The following is an 18,025-nucleotide window of genomic DNA, read 5'->3' as shown; positions in this document are numbered from 1 at the left end:
TTACCTCTTGAAGGCGGTGGCAACGATGTTGGTTTCTCGCCAGCCGACGTTGTTGCCGGGTGGGACGTAGATCTGGAAGGTGTAGACGTGATAGCCGGGTCCGGGGGCGTCATAGAGTGCCGGCAAGCCGACAAGGCCGGCCGTGTAGGTCGCCTGATTGGCGGTCTGACCGGTGCCGTTCGGGCTACCGCCACCACTCAGAGTAACGACAGTCTGAACAACACCGAGGTAATAGGTCTGGCTGAAGATCGCCAAGCCGTTGCGGAAGATGTTGCAACCGATCGCCTGCGCGCCTGTGCTGCTGTTGTTCTGGCCATACTGGCCGAGCGACATGGCGTTGATCATGACGCGGCTATCGCCATCGACAGAGATCCCGACCGCAGCGAGATTGATGGTCGAGCCGGAGCCGATTACCTGCAGATCGGCAACGCGGCCGGCGTTCATGGCCGTGACCGCGCCGGGCGCAATCTTGTCGACGGTGACGCCGTTCAGGATCAGCTTTTCGGTGGTGATTGCGCCAGTGGCGATCTGAGCGGCCGTGATCGCGTTCGCAGCTATCTTGTTGCCGGTGATCGCGCCGTCAACGATCAGCTCACCCGAGGTGGCGCGACGCATGACCGGTTTCGACCAGTAGCACGAATTGCCGGTACCGGCCGTCTTGTCGACCTGGAGCAGCATTGCAAGCTTCACATAGCCGCTCGGGATCGTGTAGCGGCCCTGTAGGCGAACCCAGCCGTTCTTCGAGGTTGTGCTGACAACCGCAAAACCCGCCCACCCACCGGATGGGGTTAGAAGGGCCGCGTAGATGTTCGCCTGCCCAGCGTCGACGTTGTAGACCCAGACGTCGAACGCATAGGTTTCGCCGGCTGTGACTTGGATATACTTCGAAGTGGCACAGTCACGGCCGAGCGATTGCATGACATAGCCCGCCGCATCACCTGATGTCGTGTCGAGATAGAAGGCCTGAAGGTTCTGGATCGTCCAACCGTCGAGGTTGCCACCCTGCCAGCCGTTATCGACCATGTTGCTGAAGTCGGTCAGGACAAGCGACTTGGCGGTGATCGCGCCGGCCGCGATCTGGTTGACCCCGATGGTGTTTGCGGCGATCTTGTCGCCGGTGATCGAGCCGCCTGCGATCGTGGAGGCCGTCACCGCGCCGGCAGCGATCGTGCCGGCCGTGACTGCGCCGGCAGCAATCTTGCCTGCGGTTATGGCGTTAGCGGCAATCTTGTCGGCGGTGACGGCGTTAGAGACGATATTGCCGCCAGAGATCAGCGTCAGGCCGCCGTCGCTCCACGGCGTCGGTTCGGTTTGATTGGCGTTTGCTTCTCCAAAATACATCCGCGTCAGCCAAAGATAGCTATCGCCCTGACCCGCGACCGTTCCCATCGATCGGAAGAAGACGCGAACCGTGGCAGCATTCGCGGGCATCTGATATTTGCCCCAGAAGCGGTCAAACTTCGAAAGAGACTTCAAGGGGTCGATGTTCTGATAAGCTGGGCCGTCGCCCCACTGAACCCACGCCAGCCAATTTCCCGCACCATCGTAGACGCCAAGATATGGTCGAACGCCCTTGCAGCGATGGCCCAAGTAGTAGACCGAAAGCTCGTACCAAGCATTCGCCTTGACCGAGATGAATTGCATATTCCCGTAGGCATCAACCGACCCAACGCCGTACTCGATGTTTTGGGTACCGTTGATCTGATAGATCTCGATCGCGCCCGGCGCAGGCGCGAAGGTGTCAGTGCGTAGCTTCACTCTGAAACTGGCAGGTTCGTTTGACCATTCATAAGCCCAACCCGTTAGGCCGGCCAACAGATCGGTATTCGTCAAGAGATTGCCGCCGTTGCCAACAGCCAAGGCCTTCGCCGAGACAGAACCGGCTGCAAGTTTGTCGGCTGTAATCGCGCCCGCCGCGATCGTGCCAGCCGTCACGGCATCCGCAGCAATCTTGCCCGCCGTCACCGCACTGACAGCAATCATGTTAGCCGAGATCGAGCCATCCACGATGAGGCTGGCCGCGTTCGCACGCCGGATCACCATGCTCGCAATGTCGAGGTTCTGCGCGCCGGAGTTTACCCAGTTGATGTATTGCATCCGGAAGAAACGGGCATTGGCCGGCGACGTGATCTTGCCAGAACGATTATTCCATCCCGGCGTCGTGTTGCTGTTGCCTACGAGATCGGTGTATCCGGCGCCTTCAACAAGAGTTAGCTGGTTCTGGTTGGCGTCGTACCAGAGGATACGGATAAAGACACCTGCAGGTGTTGCTTGTGTGTCACCCTCGACTTTGAAATACACAACCCATTGAAGAGGGGTGCTGCCCCCGATGGGAGAGAACGTCTTCTGAACGCAATCAGCCGGCTGACCCAACGCAGGCTTTGAAAGCCGCAAGTAGGATTTGCCCTCGACGGCGTTGGCGGGGTCCACAAGCCAGGACATGAAGCCGCCAGTTGCTGTGAAGTAATCGGTAGGCGGGCTGGAGGTGTCTTCCCACTTGCCGTTAGGGACCATGTTCGACCAGTCCTGCACGACAATGTTCTTTGCAAGGATGGCGTTCGCTGCGATCTTGTCGGCGGTGATGGCATTCGCAGCGACCTTGGCGGCTGTAATCGCACCATCAACGATCAGCTCCACGCCAGACGCACGGCGCATGACCGGCTTAGACCATGCTATTCCAGGCACTGCCAACACTCCAGCATGGGCATTGTAAAGCCCCATACGAACCTTGACGACGCCCGCGGGAACCGTGGCTTGCCCCTTCAGCCGCGCCCACTTGTTCTGAACGGAGGTGACTCCATCAATATACGAATTGTAGACGTTGGCATTGTTGGCGTCGTAGCCGAACAGCCAGATCGAAGCCCCCTCAGGGGAGGCATTGTTCTGCACCCAAACGTCAAGGAAGTACTGTTCGCCGGGGTTCACGGCGATCATCCGGCTCAAAAATTGGCTCCACTGCGCAGTGGAGCGTGCGTAGTAGCCAGAGGCATCCCCTTCGCCGGCCGAGTATGCATAGGCGTAAAAGCCGGCGACCTCCCAACCGTCGAGGTTGCCTGCCTGCCAGCCGTTGTCGGCCATGTTTGACATGTCGGCCAGCACGAGATGCTTTGCGGTAATGTTGTTGGCGGCAATCTGTTCTGCCTTCACAGCACCGGCAGAGATTGCCCCTGTTATGATGGCATTGGCCGCAATCTTATCGGCGGTGATGGCATTCGCGGCGATGATATCAGTGGTTACCGCGCCCGCCATGAGCTTCGGCGTGCTGATTGCGCCGTCCGAGATCTGTGTGGACGTAATCTGCCCGGTGAGATCTGTGGAAGGGACGACGGAGGTCCATCCCGTCGGCGTGTAGCGGAAGAGCTTCTGCAGCCCTCTGTGGTATACGACCATACCGGGCGTGGGGTCTGTCACAATGCTGAAGGTGGTAACAATCTGGATGGGGGAAAGGTTAGAAGCGAACTTCGTTAGGTCGACTGCGCCCTGGGCGAGCTTCGTGGCGCTGACGGAGCCGTCGGCGAGCTTGCTGGCATCTACGGCGAGAGCGGCCAGTTTGTTGGCGGTTATCACACCGTCGGCGATCTGCGCGTTGCTCAGCGTGCCATTGACATCTCCGGCCGCGACCGCCGCCGTCCATGCGCCGTTGTGGTAGCGATAGAGCTTGCCATCCGTCGTTAGAAAAACCTGCCGTCCTTCCGTGTTTCCGGCTGTCGGCAAGGCGTTCACCACTTCGACGGCTTTCAGGCCACTGGCAAACGCCGTGGCATCAACCGCGCCCTGGGCGAGCGCCCGAGCGGTGACCGCGCCATCGGCGAGCTTGGACGCAATAACGGCATTGCTCGCGAGCACGTCAGCGGTGACGGCTGCCACCTCAATCTTGGCTGCCGAGACGGCCTTGTCGGCGAGTTTGAGGCTGGTAACCGCCTCATCCATGATCTTCGCAGCGGTAACGGCAGCGTCGGCGATCTTTGACTGGATGATCGCGCCGTCGAAAATATCGGCCGCATTGATGAGGACATTCGGCGTTTTGAGCGTCAGCCAGGCGGACCAATCAGTGGGTCGGTTCGACTGCGGGAGATAGCGACCTCGCGCTTCGTAGTCGGCGTTCGGGAGCGTCCATTGGCCGGAAAGGACCCACGAATAAGGCGTCGCATAGGGATTGCTATCGCTATCGAAGACCATGTCGCCGCTGGCCTTCACGCGAACCTGCACCCAGACGCCTACGACATCATCGAGATCCGGCGCGCAGCTGATCTTGATCGCAGGACGGCGATCGATCCCGCCGGCATCCTTGATGGTGGAGGGCTCGACGGTCCAGCCGACCATCGGTTGCGACGGAGGAGTGATAGGACCAAGCCAGCCAATGGAGGTCGGCAATTGCAGTCCCGGATGCCAATCGTAGTCTGCGGGGTCGATCTCCTTAAGAGTAACGACGATCAGGAAATTGGGTTGCGGTTCGACTTTGACGACGAGGAACTTCTTCTCATCATAGCCATTGCGTGCCGAAGACCAGGAAACGACGTCGTTCGGCTCTAGCGGATAGGCGTCCGGCGGCAGTGAGACCTGGTGTACGCGAAAGCGTCGATAGTCCTGAATCATTGCCACAGCGACGCGCTGCACCTGATTGGCGAACGGAACAGCGAGCAGCTGAACCTGGGCAGGCAGACGCCGGTAGCCATCCTGAGCTTCGAGATCGGCGTTGTAGCGCCCCGGCGCATCCTTCGTTGCCCACTTTTCGGCAGGTTCGGGATAGGTGGCTTCGATGGCGTTGAATGTCGCGGAAAGCGAAGGGAACGGCTCGAAATCCTGCGCCTCGGTGACGACGATATCGTCATCGGTGAAAGAATAGACTGCACCACCCGGCGCACCCACGAGCATCTTGAAGACGCCGCCGACTTCGGCCATGCGGCCATTGCAGCCCTTCAGCAATTCAGAAATGACATCAAGGGGCTCGCGGTCGCACTGAACGTCGTAGCCGGCGCGAAAGGCCGGCTCGCTGTTGCCGTCGCCAAGTCCAACCGCCGCGTCGCAGGCATTCGCCGCGGCCATCCAGTTGGCTGCCGGCAGGCAGAAGGCGCCGATATTCTGGCCGCCATAAACCCATTCCGGGCCGTAATAGACACCGCGGACAAGGTTGTAGATCATCACGGCCGGGTTGGTGCTCCGCTCCCAGGTCGACCGATCATTCCAGCGATGCGCGCCATTGCCGCCCATCGAGGAATCCTTGCGGATATCATAGAGCGGCAACGGATGCGGCTCGAAAAGGCCCGAAGGCACGCCGGAAAAAAGGTCCCGATTGTAGCGCGAGGTCAGGATAGCGATCTGGCAGCCGCGACCGACCATGCTCTGCCGCCACTGCCGGTCGCCGAGACTGCCGAATTTGGCCATCAGAAACGGATCAGGCGCCTCTTGCGTACCGTCGAGGAACTTGACCCATAGATAGTCCTTGCCCTTGACGCGATACTCGATCACCGGAAAGCCACGGCCGTCAGGATGCGGTTCTTCCCACAAGACGCCAACCTTCCGATCATCGATCCAGAGACTGCTGAGGCCGCGCTCACCGGCACGGTTGGGAAGACTGCCGATCTCGATGACATCGGTGAAATAGGCATTCGGCGTCTTGCCGTCCTCACCCCAGGTGCCAGCATATTTGCGCCGGCCGGCGGTCGCGTAGCTTCCGATGATGAAGGACATGGGGTGATCGTCCCCCATGCTGATCTCGAGCTTGGTGCCAGCCGGCTGCTGATCCTTCTTCGCCATCGCCCTTTCGATCAGGGACAGGCCGATGTTGAGGGCGACGGTCAGTACCAGTTTGCCGATGCTGATCGAGCCGAGAAATTCACCTATCGCAGCAATTGCCAAGGTGATTGGTTCAGCATGCGCCACATCTGCCATCAGCCAGAAGCTGAGGACATTCAAAAGCAGAATGAGATATTTCATGGATCGGACGACCTCGATTGGCGCATGGAAAAGGGCCGTCGCAGGCAAAGCTGCGCCGACCTGTCACCGGTCAGAGATAAAATTGATGTCGAGACTGGCTAGCCGACCTTGAAGGCCCGCTTGGCGTCGAGCAGATCGACAGTGCCGAGGCCGCTCTCACGCAACACGAAGATGCGTTCGCCATTGACGACGCCGAGCGCGTAGCCGAAGGGACCTTCGTGCGGGATGGCGGCGATGTCGCCAATGCCGGCCGTACTCGGATGGATCTCGGGCAGCATGCTGGCGACGAGATCGGCGAGATTGTCGAAACCCGCCGCCTTCATCGTTTTCAGCGCGCCGGCGGCAGTGGAATATTCGCCGCGAAACTGGGCGGCGCAATCGACGCCGGTGATCGCTAGCACCAGATTGCCGGCAAGGCCTGGCCCGCAATCATGACGGCCCCAGGCAAAGGGCGTGCGCTTCAGCCGATCGATCTCGGCGACGAAGCAGGCGCGCCAGTTCTTGACCCTGACAAGATCGCTGATCATTTCTGCCCCCAGGGGATCTGCCAATTGGCGACGGTGCTGGAATAGAGGCCGAATTCATCGCCGCTGCGGCGCTTCTGGCCTTCGTAGGAAGATTTGGCCGGGTTGGTGCGCTCCAGCATGGCGATGGCGGCGGAGATGGCGGATATTTCGATATCCCCATCCTGTCCCACGGCCGGCGTCTTCACCGGCGCGCCATCTGCAACGCCGAGAAAGGCGATTTCCGGGGCCGCACTCGGCTGCCGGGTGCCGGTATCGAACGTCATGTCGTGGATTTCGATCGGCGCCAGCCGCAGATCGTAGCCGCGCACAAGCTGCTGCGCGACGGGCGCGATCTGGCCGATGGTGATGGTCACGGTCTGGATCGTGAGATCGGCCGTGCGCGGTATCGGGCTCACCTTCAGATTGAGGCCGCCATAATAGGTGCGCGCCTCGGCCAAGCCGGTGACACCCGAGATGACGGTGATGTTGATGTCGTCATCGCCGGTCCAGAGGCCGATCGAGGCAGGCGCGTCGCTGGCGATATCCTTGCCGGTGATCCAGACGAAACGACGGGGCACGAGCCCCTTGTCGCGCGCGCCGGTCAGCGCCGCGAAGAAGGCGGAGGTGATGTTTTTCATCGTCTATTTCTTCTGGATGATCTTGAAGGTGGCGCCTGAGGTGATCGGGCCGCTCGCGGTGCCGGGATTGTGGCTGCCCGGCATGACCAGGCATTTGCAGGCCGGTAGCAGAAGCGTCACGCCGAGACCGGCGGCAAAGCCCGCCGGCAGATGTGGGAAGACGCCGAAGACGGGCGTCACCCCCTGCCCGTCGGCACCAACCGTTTCCGAGACTTCGAGAAAGGCGGAGCGTGCGCCGCCATAGCCGACCTGCAACTTGTCGCCGACCGTCAGCCGATAACCCGCCGGCAGGCCCTTGAGGCTGAGCGAGGCATTGTCGGCTCCGAGCGCTGCAACACTGACCGCAGCGCTCCCGAGCTTCGTCCCGTCGGGATCGGCCTGCGGATATTTCGACAGCGGATCATAAAGAAAAAGCGCCTCCTGGGCGCCGTGTAACTTGCGGATGCGGGCGGCGATCTGTTTCGCCTCCGCATTGTACATGTCGGAGAGCGTCACCGTGCCGGTCCAGAGCGGCGGCGCCAGCTCCGCCTGCCAGACCCGGCCATCGCCGGAGCCGGAAAGCTCGTCATTGCGCTGAATGTCCCAGACGATGCTGGAGATCTTCAGAAGATCGGCAAAAGCCGGCAGGCTGTAGGGATAGGAAACGGCCATCAGCGCCTCCGGGGATTGCGGTTGATCTGCGCGACGCGATCGGGAAGCTGCTGATTGAAATCATTCAGCCCCTGCCGCGTCGAACTCTGCGCTTCTGATTGCGCGACATTCTTCACATAGGCCTTGAGATTGCCGTCCTCATCGACGGAAACGCCGACCGTGACATGCACGCCGGAAGCGGAACCGGTGCCATCGTTCTGGTTATCGGCCCTGAGGCGACGAACGGGAACGGCAGCATCCGGCTGCGCCGGCACCAATTGCGGCCCGCCCTCGCCAACCACCCCGCCATCGGCATAGCCACGTCGGCCAAGCCGCATCGCCTCGACGACGCCGACGCCTCCTGCCCGGGCGATATCCTTCTGGCTCCAGACGACCTCGCCGGCATGAACGATGCCGACTGGCTCATAGACGCCGCCATAGCCGGTGTAGCCACCGTTTGCAAATCCGCTGGGGCGTGGCATCGGGATCGGAATGTTTGAGCCGGTTGGCAAGGTTACCTCGCTCCCTCCTCCGAACCCCAACAAATTGAGAAGGCCACCGAAGAAACCGCCACCTCCGCCACTGCCAGCGGCACTGTTGACCTGGAACAGACTGTTGAGCACATCGTTCAGCAACCTGTCGGAGATCTTTTTGAGTACGGTGACCGCAGCGTTCCCCATGGACTTCCAAAAACCCTCACCGCTGCGCAAGCCGTTGACCAGCGTCGTGGTGAAATCGCCGGCAAGCTCGCGGGCATATTTCAGCTGCTCATTCGTTCGCACTATCTCCGCGCTTTTGGAATCCATCTCGACGGGCAGACCACGATCTTTAAGCGTCTTTGCAACAGTCTGGTCGATGGTCGAGCGACCGATTTGGGCGCGTTCGAAATCCATGTCAACAACCAGCTTCTCTTGTGAGGCCGCAAGTTGATCATTAGTTGCAGCTTGCTCTTTCGTCATTTTGGTCAGTTGTGGCAATTGCTGCAGGCGTGCGGCACAGCTTTTTTGGAGACTGTCTTGGCTTTGCTTCAGTGTGACGACCGTTAACTTCACGTTATCCGTCGCGGCAGCGGATTGAACGGAAGCCTGAGTTCCGAGTGTGGTCTGTTCGGTATTGGCTTGGCGGGATTTAGTGTTTTCTCGAAAACTCCGGTCCAATCTTTGTTGTGCGTCTACTTCGGCATTTGCATCTGTTATTGCCGACCTAAATTGTCCAAAGGAGAAACGATCTGTAACAGCTGTTAAAGAAGTAAATCCCTTTAGTGCTCCGGAAATATTTGGCGCTACCAGACCCGCAGAGGCGATAATTTGGTCCCAAAAGTTTTTAGGCATCGAAACGTCATTGGTTGAGGGAACAACTCCGCCATTTCCACTTTGATTATTCGCGCCACTCAAGCTGCTTGCATTCGGCCCGCGCTGGCTGGCAGCGCTTCCGTCAGTTGAAGACTGTTTCACCATGACACTCAGGGCATTCTGCGCTTGCTCTCGCAGTCGGCCTATCGACTCCAATCCCGAAATCATCTCATTACTCGGACTGGTAAACGCATCTCGCATCGCTCGGAGTCGAGGCACAAACTCAGCGTTTTTAGGCATACTTAACGCCTCATCGAAACTTTGCTTTACACGATTAACATGCTCCTCCGTTAAGTCTCTATTAGCCAAAGCATTTTTCATTTCTTTATACGCAACCGCGATCTTATCAAAAGGACCATTTGGTCCGATGCCCAATGGATCTTTAGTAATAACCGAAGCATAGCTGTCGAAATCTTTGTATTCTCCGCTAAATAATCTTAAAGAATCGTCAATATCATCATACTTTTTATTTATGTCTATCCGTGGAGTTATAATTATATCAGACAATCTTTTCTTTTCACGCGCTATTCTAAGATCATCCTTATACTGTGGAATTTCATCGCCGGAGTCTTCATTTCTTTTTGCAGCGTACGTGTATCGGGCATCTGTTTCGGACTGAAACTTCAGTAGCCTATTATAGACGGTTTTATCGATCTCACCGTCCAGAAAGCTGGATACAATTTGAGACCCAATCTTCATGTCCTTCCTGGGAATGAAGCCTGCACTTTCTTTCAAGAACCCGCTAATAAGCTCCGCGCCTTTCTGCTCATCTGTCTTAAGGAGCGGCTGTCCCGTTTGGGACGATTGATCAAGCACAAACTTGAGGGTTGCGCCACCGCGGAGAGATTCGAAATTCGCCGAATTTGACGGCACCATATTGGATGCCTTGCCGACGCCATTGGCATGCTCTTGTACCGCTTTCAGTGAAACTACTAGCTGAGTGGACTTCCCAATTGTTTTTGCAAATGCTGTCCCAAGATCAACAATTCCTGCGCCTATTTTGGAAATCGAGCTGCCACTCAAACGACTATTGTCACTCAAGACACCCATTGCGCGCGCAGCCGCTCCGATCGCCTTCTCTGTTCGCATTGCAGTTGCAGCCCAAGCATCTAAATAGCTCGTCGCGGCGCGCAAGTTGGACGTGTCGACCCCAACTCCCAATGTGGCAACATCGGCCATATTCTTTCCTTTCGGTGTATCTCGTTTTAAGGGCAAACAGAGAAAATCGGGAATAACAATGAATAGAAGGATGCTTCTCACGGCATTCTGCGGGTGCACGGTCGTCACATAAACTTTAGCCGACTACGTGAGAGATCAGCGCCTTATCCAGGAACATTTAGAGAACGCATCATTGACACGCTAAATCTTTGCGTGCAACATTCGTCAGAGTTGCAAATATACCCATCTACCACCCAATTAACCTATCGAGCATCTTCATCCAATGAAGCCCATAACAAGCGTCATAAGCCTGATGACTGCGACATTGCTTGTAAGCGGTTGCAATGATTCAGATTCAAAAATGGTCATGGCATGCGAGACGGCTCTCAAGGAGCGTCTTTTGGCGCCGTCGTTGTATAAACGTATTGAAATTGATGAGAGAAAAATGCCTGTCGACCATGAGTCGTATGAAGCTAGGCTTGTTAAAAATGGCCAACGCGATCCCAGTTTTACCGATGATCCCAGCTTTACCGATGAAAAGATAAAGGATCGTCTACGCAGATTCGATAAGGGCTTATCAACTCCCGTCCTCCTGGCCGTTTTTATTAGATACGACAGTCCAAATATCTATGGAACACCTATAAGGTATCACGCCGCGTGCGCGTATTTGGATGATCCTGAAGTTCACTCAGAGCCGAAGCAGTATAACGTGGAAGTTAATGGTAAAACGGACGATGAATGGAGAGAAAGCAAAGAGGCACGCTACTAAAGCGCACCGCAGAAATCCGCTGCCTTACCTGCGCCCCGATGGCCTCAGCCTCTTCCTACACCGCCTGGAATACGATGAAAGTGCCCTCAAATAAGAATGCATAGTCTATATAGTTCGCCGATGGTCATCTTGTCTGGCCAAAGCAAAGCTATCACGGACAGAAATTAGTGCACGTCACCGTAATTCTATCCTGTTATCTGGCGCAGCCACTTCAATCATAAGATTTATTTTTTAGAAGTCGCGTTATACGGTTGAATGGGAACAATCAGAGGTATGGACATGAAGGCGTGGCGAATTATTTTAGCACTCTCTACTTTGGCATTTGTCACACAAACCGCCACCGCTGCGGATCAAAAGCTCGTTCAGTTGGTAGATGACATCAAAGAGAAGGCCTCAGCGACATTTTTGATGGCATATGCATGTAAAGATGCTCTTGGCGTGACCTATTATCATGCAGTTCGGGCATATGGAGAAAGAGCCTTTCAGAGGACTGGCGCTTCGCCCCAAAATACAAAGTTTACATTTGAAATTCTTGAGAACAGATTCAAAGACGATAAAGAGCTAGTGCAAGAAACAGACGCAATGAAGTGCGTGTGGACGACAACAGAGGCTAATAAACGTCTTCATAAATCAGAGACCGCCCTTGTAGATTACACTCTCTCTGCAAAACCGTGAACTGTTGTCGGCGGAATATAAACGCATCAAGGTTTCCGAGCTGGACGAACTAGAATTGGATAGAAGATTGCTCGAAAACTATCTCGTGACGAAACAACAGCGATCCAAAGCGTCGGGCTATCCGCTAGCCATGGACGATGCATGGATTCAAACCGAACTGAAGGCGTTTGATATTGGCATCTCAAGGCCTTCTTTTTTAGCTCGTCGATAGTTTATGAAACGCTCAATGATCTTCAAGAGCCGGTGAGGCGCCTTGCGAAGTGTGGATATGTTGGCAACAGGAGCGACTCGTCTCTCAGGTGGGAAGTTGAAACCACCGTGGATGGGCTGACTGCACTTGAGTGGAGTTACAGCAACATAAAGTCACATTAGGCTCATTAGTCATGGAGCAGCCTGACCCTTTACTCCGCCTCCCGCGCCCTGATCGCCTCCGTCTCCTCCTCCACCGCCTGGCAATAACGCCCGTCCATCGCCTTCAGCACGGCGATGTCTTCACGGCGTAGGAGATTGCCGGTCAGTTGCACCCAGGCGAGCATTTCCTGGTGGGAGAGCGGCGCCGGGCCGGAAAAGCCGGGAGCCTGCGCCGAGCGCAGGTCCCAGAACCAGTCCCAGAGCGCATGGCCGGCCTCCGGCACCTCGGCCTCCGGGCTTAAAAGCTCGAAGGCCTCGTTGCGTTCGCGCCGGGTCTCGCCGTTTGTATCGCGCACGCAATCATAGCGCGCGACGATCCCTACAGCTTCTGAAAGCCCTTCGGCAAGCTCTTCATAAAATTTGCGCGGTCCTCCGAGGCGCCGGCCACCTGATCGTAGATCCAGCCGGCTTCCTCGACGACTTCACGGGCCTTCTCGAAGGAGAGCACGGGCTGCTCGCCCTTCCACTGCTGCTCGCCCCAGCTCCAGGAAGCGATGGCGGCGGCCGCCTTGTCGAGATATTCGGCCTCGACCTTGCTGGTGGTCAGCTTCTTCTTGCGGCTGGCGAGAAAGCGGTCGCTATGCTGGCGAACGATCTTCTTCACCTCGTTGCTCTCGGCCGAGCGGATCATGAAGGAGATGCCGAGCGGCTCCTCGGTGGCCGGATGCAGGAGCTGCAGCTCGAAGAGATCTTCGGAATTGACGAGACTGGAGATATCCAAGGAAACACCTTATCGGTTGGGACATGTGAAAGTAGCCGCGCGCCGCAGGAGAGCGACGCGCGCAAGGTTCCGAAAGACCGCGCTTACGGCGTAGTGACGGGATCGACGCGGATCGGCAGCTGGTTGAGGCCGACCTTGAACTTCTCCAGATCGAAATCATCGGAGCCGCCGCCGGGATAGAGCGGGCCGGAAACGACACCACGCGAGTAGAACACCGTGTTGGTCTTGCCCTGCGGCGCGTCGTTGCGCTCGACCTTGATCGCCATATTGTTGACGTTGAGGGGGGTGCCGAAGGTGCGCAGGATCTCCTGGCCGGGATCATCGGCGATAGAGGCGACCTCGAGCTCCGGATCGCCGGCGTTGGAAACGCCCTTCTGCTTCTGCTGCACCGGCTCATCCAACGTATTGTAGTTGTTGATGGTGGATTCCGAGCCGAAATCGCCCACCTTGCCGACCTTGCCCACCTGCACCCAGGTCAGCGCGGCATAAGCGCTGGCCGTCAGGTCGGTATTCTGGGGCGTCTCGCATACGTAGACTTTCGAGCCCTTCTTCGTGCTTTTATTCGCCATAGATCATGTCTCCGGTTCAAAGGCGGTGTAGGGAATGGTGACCGGTATCTGCACCCGGTCATCCTCTTGGATCGGGCCTGCGGCCCACGGCTCGCTGCTGATCGTGATCTTCACGCCAGAGGCGAATAGCGTCTTGTTGTTGAAATGGTCGATGACCCGGCCGGCGGCATCGAGTGGCTTGATCAGCCCGCCGCCGGCCTTCCAATAGACGGAAACCTGCAAAAGCCCGAGCTTCTGCTGCGGATCGTCGCCAAGCGTCACCTGCCGAGGACGGTTGGGCAGGAAGCTGACGGCCAGATAGTTATCCGGCTTATCTTGCCCCGCCGGCGGAAAGGCAATGCCCGGCTGCGCCACCGGCAATGGCGGCTGAAATTGGAGCACTGCCAGATGATCCAGCAGTGCCGCCAGAATGAGAGCGTCCGTCGCCGTCGCCATATGTCACCTTGTCTAGATTGTTGGGATTTCGAGGGATCAGTCCGCCGTGTCGCGCGCAGCGCGCTCGACGATGTCAGGCCATTGGCGCGCCGCAAGCCGCACCATGCCCTGCCCCGCCTGCCCATCCTTGCCATATTCGACGGCGGCGGCGTGCGGCGCGGTGAAACCCATATGGATCATGCCGCCCAGCGGCGCACTGAGGCCGGCCAAATTGACCGGCTGGCCTTCATCAGATCCCTCCGTATCCCCGCTTTGCCGTGGCGGGACGGAGACCCGGAAGGAATTGACAAGTTCGCCGGAGGCCACTGGCGTCGCCTCGACGATCGCCTCGGCCAGCCGCTGCGTGGAAAGGTTCACCACCTCTTCCATGCGCTTCTTGGTCCGTTCGGCCCAGGCCGCGATATCGACGGAGAAATTGGAGGAAGCCATATCGATTGCCCCTTGATAAGGTTAGGCGTCATCAGCGGCGTTGCCCGGTAAAGAGCCACGCCGCTCGAAATTCAAAAGGGTGAGATGGCCGTAACGGGCACGAACCGCAGGTTTGGCCGTTGGGGGTTCGGCCCCCGCCCCGCCACTTCGCTCAATCCCAGGCAATGGCGAGACACGGTTGAGCAGCAGGATGACGCGCGCCAGCAGCCAAAGCGTCAGGATCGTCTTGAAACGCACAAGCGCCGTCATCGCCGCACCTGCAGCTGCCAAAAGACGACCATCCCACCCGGCGACAGCGGCTGGAGATCGACAATCGAATGCTCGACATCGCCAATCAGCACCTTGTCGGCCAATGTCGGCGTGATCGATAGTCCCTCTGTCGAGAGATAGACCGTGCGATCCCCACGCTGCACCTGCGTGTCGGCAACATGCACCTGACTCTGTTCGAGATCGACGAACGAACAGGCAAACTCCTCGCTCGTCTGCACCGGATCGTAATCCGGTCCGGCACTCCTGATGCGCAGCAAGCTGCCCTTCTGGCCGAACTTGGCAATCAATCGCTCGGCGGTCGCTCGCGCCTTATCGTAATCGAAAGCGGCCATCACACCACCAGAATGCCCGGCAGCACCGGGCGCAGGAGTGGATAGAGCAGCCCGTCAAGCATCGTCAGCACCGGCCTTGCGGAGGCGATCATGTCGTCGCTCGTATCGGCAACGGCATATTCAGTCTCCAGCGGCCCCACTTTTTCGCGCTTCACCGTGCAAGCCGCGACGATAACAGGCGTCAGGCTGCCGGGCTCCGACAGCTCAAGCGCCGCCGCTTCGTAGGCCGCATAAGTCACGGCCAGCGGCAATGCATCGTCAGCGATTACCTCGCCGTTCACCGTCGTCGCCTCGCTACGCGGCCACGACAGCACCTGATCGTAACCGCCGGTCCGCCGCCCGACGAATCTCGGCTCATAGAGGCCGTCGACCGCGTGGGATCCGCGCACCAGCGCCGCCAGGCGGTCACCGTCGTTCGCCACCGCCCAAGGGGCATTCGCACGATCGGCGAAATAGGCATCGGCTGCAGCGAGCGTGCCGTAGAAGGATGCGGACATGAAAGCTCCGTGTCGATCGTTGGGAAGACAGATGCCCTCTCCCCGCACGAAGCGGAGAGAGGGCAATCACAGCGTCAGGCGGCAGCCGTGATTTCGTCGCCATAGGCCATCGCCGCCGGCAGACGCACTTCGGTGCCGCCCGTGCGGGCCATGATGCCGGTCTCGAAGCTCATGATCGACTTCTGGCGCGGCTGCAGCACGCGGCGCGGCATCGGCAGATGGAAGCGCAGCACTTCCGGATCGCGGCGATAGACGACCATGCGGCCGCCGCCATCCTGCGACGCCGTCGCAAGCTCGCGCAGCGGCTGGATATCGAGCGGCTGGCCCGTCTCGGCCGTGTAGACGTTGCCGCGCCGCAGGAAGTCAAGCACGGTGATGTAGCCATCGCCGTCGGCAAGCCGCTTGGTGGCAATCAGTCGGAAGGCTTCGGGCGGCAGGCGGAGGCTGTCGATCCACTCGACTTCGCCGGTCCGCTTGCGCACGCCGCCGATAAGATCGTTGACATCGCGCAGAATCTGGTCAGCCGTCTTGGCAGACCAGAGAGCCGAGCCGCCCGTACCATCGGCAGCGACGTCGACGCGCGACACCTTCGGATCGTTGACGAAACCGGTCCAGCCCTTTTCCGTCGAGCCGATCATGGCGACGGAATTGAGCAGGCGTTCGATCTTATCGGCGGCGAAAATGGCGTTGGATGCGTTGAGATCGAGATTGTAGAGCGCCGCCTGGTTGACCTCTTCGAGGTTCCACTCCCAGCCAGAACCGATCATCGCGAAATCATGGCTGGCGCTGTCACGGGTCGACTGGTTGAACGGCATGTCAGTGCCGGCAGCCGAGAGGAACTTCGCCTCGCCGGCGCTGTCGACGGTGAAGAAGGTCGTTCCCGACGCCCATTCATTGCCTTCGGTGACGACCGGAACATGGAGGCCATAATTGAAAGTCGGATAACGGCGCTGATAGATGCGGGTTTCGATATTGCGCCCTTGCGCGATGACGAAGGAATAGGCGGCCTGGGCGTCGGCAAACTGCTGTCGAACGAACTGGTTCATGAATTAGGCGCTCCTGTGCTTGAGCGAGATCTCGACGATGTCGCCGTTGCTGCCGCTCGTATCGAAGAAACAATCGGGGATTGGGCCAACGATGCCGGTGCCGGCAGCGTTGACATAGGCATCGGTCGTCGAGTTGTAGTAGACGGCATCGCCATCCGAGACGGCGCCGCCGGCTCGCACATACATCTGACCCGAGGTCAGGAATGCCCCTGTCACGAACTGGGCGTAACCGCCGGCCGGTGCCACATCCGGCAGCACGTTCGGCGTCAGCACCGCAATGCCGATGAACTTGCCGCCAGCGGCAAAGGGCGCCACGCCATGATCGGCGAGGCCGCGCTGCACCGGCTGTCCGAACTTGATGCCGGCGGCGGCTTCAACCGTACGGCTGATCTTGTTGGCCTTTTCCTCAGAAGCGATCTGCCCATGCAGGCCCTTCCGAGGAGAGTTTCCATAGGTGGTCTGATAAGTCGCCATTGAAGCGTCTCCTTTTCGTTGACCTGGTTAAGTGGGATTGGCGGCCAGATGTGCGCTCTCGAGATCGCGCACCATGGCGACGTAAGCGGCGGAGGCTAGGGATGGGAATGTCTGCGTCGGGTTGATGCCGTCCTTGATGGCATCGGCAAAAAGATCCGGCTTCTTGCGCAGCCCTTCGGCGAGCATATCGAAGCGCGCATCGATATAGGCCTCCGAGCGGCCGTGAACCGCACCCTCGCCGGCCTTGGCGATCACGACGGCCTTACGGATCGCAGCATCAGAAAGACCGGATGTCTGCACGTTACCGGCAATCGCCTTGGCAAGACCGATCAGATCGGCGCGAGCCTCTGCCCGGCGTTCCACCTCAGCCTCGTCGAGAAGAGCTGCCTTTAGCGTATCGAGTTCGGCATCCCGGACCGCAACGGCCTTCTGGTGACTGGCCTCCGCGTCAGCAAGGCGCTGCCGCAATGTCGTGATGATCTCTGCGGCCTGATCGGAAACTTCGATCTCGATGCCGTCGACCATGATCGTCTTCGTGGGCATCATTCCTTCCTTGTTTTGCTTGTCATCGAAAAGGGGACGTGGGGCTGCGAGAGGAGAGCAGCCCCACGGTGCGGCTGCATCGCCGATGCGGACTTTCGAGCCCGCACGGCCACGGCGCACAATGGCGATATGGTTGATGCGAATGTTTCGCTGGATGGCGTCGTAGGCTTCTCCGGTGGGCGTTACGCCCGCCGTAAAATCAACATCGCAGACGTAGCCGGCCGAAAGCTCCTGCTTGCCGCTTTCGATGTCTTGAATGGCTTCTTCGTCGCTGACCATCAGCGGCACACGCAGGAAAATACCTTCGCCGGTGATCTCGTCCCCGGTCTGGCCGACCGCGTATTTCTTCCAGTTTTCCGAGGTGACCATCTCCGGCGGATGCTCGTTTGTCACCGGACGGTGAGCGGCACTCTTGAGTGTGTCTTCGGAAAAGACTTCGCCTCCGGGACGATAGATGCGCACTGAGGGCATTTCAGGCCTTCCGATCTCAGCCCCGGCATAGCTTTGAATGCCCGTGCGCGCGATGCGGGCATCGGCGACAAGATAGCCGTCTCCGGTCCGTCGCGTTCCAGCGACAGTGACAATGTCTGTGAAATTCATGTTGGGATTTCTCCTGGCCGAAGCCGATATGGT

Annotated in this window: 18 protein-coding genes; 2 read left to right on the top strand and 16 right to left on the bottom strand. The window is 58.5% G+C overall.

Features of this window, described 5'->3' with window-relative positions; all coding sequences use genetic code 11:
- From GGD46_RS33760 to GGD46_RS10515, 5 genes are all read right to left on the bottom strand, one after another.
- Nucleotides 1-5,937 (bottom strand): phage tail protein, encoded by a 5,937-nt coding sequence (locus GGD46_RS33760; RefSeq protein WP_246806273.1) that lies wholly within the window; start codon nt 5,935-5,937, stop codon nt 1-3.
- Between the two features lie 98 nt (nt 5,938-6,035).
- Nucleotides 6,036-6,464, bottom strand: a complete 429-nt coding sequence (locus tag GGD46_RS10530) for a DUF6950 family protein (RefSeq protein WP_184703721.1) — start codon at nt 6,462-6,464, stop codon at nt 6,036-6,038.
- Entirely contained in the window at nt 6,461-7,081 is a 621-nt protein-coding gene (locus GGD46_RS10525) for a hypothetical protein (protein WP_184703720.1), read from the bottom strand. The genes GGD46_RS10530 and GGD46_RS10525 overlap by 4 nt, the downstream gene beginning before the upstream one ends.
- 3 nt (nt 7,082-7,084) lie before the next feature.
- On the bottom strand, nt 7,085-7,732 hold the full coding sequence (locus tag GGD46_RS10520) for a hypothetical protein (protein ID WP_184703719.1): 648 nt from the start codon (nt 7,730-7,732) through the stop codon (nt 7,085-7,087).
- Nucleotides 7,732-10,242 (bottom strand): hypothetical protein, encoded by a 2,511-nt coding sequence (locus GGD46_RS10515; RefSeq protein ID WP_184703718.1) that lies wholly within the window; start codon nt 10,240-10,242, stop codon nt 7,732-7,734. The genes GGD46_RS10520 and GGD46_RS10515 overlap by 1 nt, the downstream gene beginning before the upstream one ends.
- A gap of 262 nt (nt 10,243-10,504) precedes the next feature.
- Here GGD46_RS10515 and GGD46_RS10510 point away from each other — a divergent pair, with 262 nt between their 5' ends.
- On the top strand, nt 10,505-10,990 hold the full coding sequence (locus tag GGD46_RS10510; RefSeq protein WP_184703717.1) for a hypothetical protein: 486 nt from the start codon (nt 10,505-10,507) through the stop codon (nt 10,988-10,990).
- Between the two features lie 273 nt (nt 10,991-11,263).
- Nucleotides 11,264-11,665, top strand: a complete 402-nt coding sequence (locus tag GGD46_RS10505; protein WP_184703716.1) for a hypothetical protein — start codon at nt 11,264-11,266, stop codon at nt 11,663-11,665.
- Nucleotides 11,666-12,066: 401 nt separating this feature from the next.
- Here the strand turns inward: GGD46_RS10505 and GGD46_RS33755 are convergent, their stop codons facing one another.
- The 11 genes from GGD46_RS33755 to GGD46_RS10450 all read right to left on the bottom strand — a co-directional run bounded on the left by GGD46_RS33755 (nt 12,067) and on the right by GGD46_RS10450 (nt 17,992).
- Complete coding sequence (locus GGD46_RS33755) at nt 12,067-12,372, bottom strand: hypothetical protein (protein WP_184703715.1); 306 nt, start codon at nt 12,370-12,372, stop codon at nt 12,067-12,069.
- A gap of 23 nt (nt 12,373-12,395) precedes the next feature.
- Nucleotides 12,396-12,797: a hypothetical protein gene (locus tag GGD46_RS10495; RefSeq protein WP_184703714.1), complete on the bottom strand. Its 402-nt coding sequence runs from the start codon at nt 12,795-12,797 to the stop codon at nt 12,396-12,398.
- An 83-nt stretch (nt 12,798-12,880) separates the two neighbouring features.
- Entirely contained in the window at nt 12,881-13,366 is a 486-nt protein-coding gene (locus GGD46_RS10490) for a hypothetical protein (RefSeq protein ID WP_184703713.1), read from the bottom strand.
- Nucleotides 13,367-13,369: 3 nt separating this feature from the next.
- Nucleotides 13,370-13,801, bottom strand: a complete 432-nt coding sequence (locus GGD46_RS10485) for a phage tail terminator-like protein (RefSeq protein ID WP_184703712.1) — start codon at nt 13,799-13,801, stop codon at nt 13,370-13,372.
- Between the two features lie 36 nt (nt 13,802-13,837).
- Nucleotides 13,838-14,230 (bottom strand): HK97 gp10 family phage protein, encoded by a 393-nt coding sequence (locus tag GGD46_RS10480; protein WP_184703711.1) that lies wholly within the window; start codon nt 14,228-14,230, stop codon nt 13,838-13,840.
- A 21-nt stretch (nt 14,231-14,251) separates the two neighbouring features.
- Nucleotides 14,252-14,479, bottom strand: a complete 228-nt coding sequence (locus GGD46_RS10475) for a hypothetical protein (protein WP_184703710.1) — start codon at nt 14,477-14,479, stop codon at nt 14,252-14,254.
- Complete coding sequence (locus tag GGD46_RS10470; protein ID WP_184703709.1) at nt 14,476-14,832, bottom strand: hypothetical protein; 357 nt, start codon at nt 14,830-14,832, stop codon at nt 14,476-14,478. Before GGD46_RS10470 ends, GGD46_RS10475 begins: the two co-directional genes overlap by 4 nt.
- On the bottom strand, nt 14,832-15,329 hold the full coding sequence (locus tag GGD46_RS10465; RefSeq protein WP_184703708.1) for a DnaT-like ssDNA-binding protein: 498 nt from the start codon (nt 15,327-15,329) through the stop codon (nt 14,832-14,834). The genes GGD46_RS10470 and GGD46_RS10465 overlap by 1 nt, the downstream gene beginning before the upstream one ends.
- A gap of 74 nt (nt 15,330-15,403) precedes the next feature.
- On the bottom strand, nt 15,404-16,375 hold the full coding sequence (locus GGD46_RS10460; RefSeq protein WP_184703707.1) for a DUF2184 domain-containing protein: 972 nt from the start codon (nt 16,373-16,375) through the stop codon (nt 15,404-15,406).
- A gap of 3 nt (nt 16,376-16,378) precedes the next feature.
- Nucleotides 16,379-16,849, bottom strand: coding sequence for a DUF2190 family protein (locus GGD46_RS10455; protein ID WP_184703706.1), 471 nt, complete (start codon nt 16,847-16,849; stop codon nt 16,379-16,381).
- A 27-nt stretch (nt 16,850-16,876) separates the two neighbouring features.
- A complete protein-coding gene (locus tag GGD46_RS10450; RefSeq protein WP_184703705.1) occupies nt 16,877-17,992 on the bottom strand; it encodes a DUF2213 domain-containing protein in 1,116 nt (371 codons plus the stop codon).
- Between the last annotated feature and the right edge of the window lie 33 nt (nt 17,993-18,025).

The organism is Martinezella lusitana, from assembly GCF_014207095.1.
Classification (GTDB): Bacteria; Pseudomonadota; Alphaproteobacteria; order Rhizobiales; family Rhizobiaceae; genus Rhizobium; species Rhizobium lusitanum_B.
This window is presented reverse-complemented; position numbering and strand designations above follow the sequence as displayed.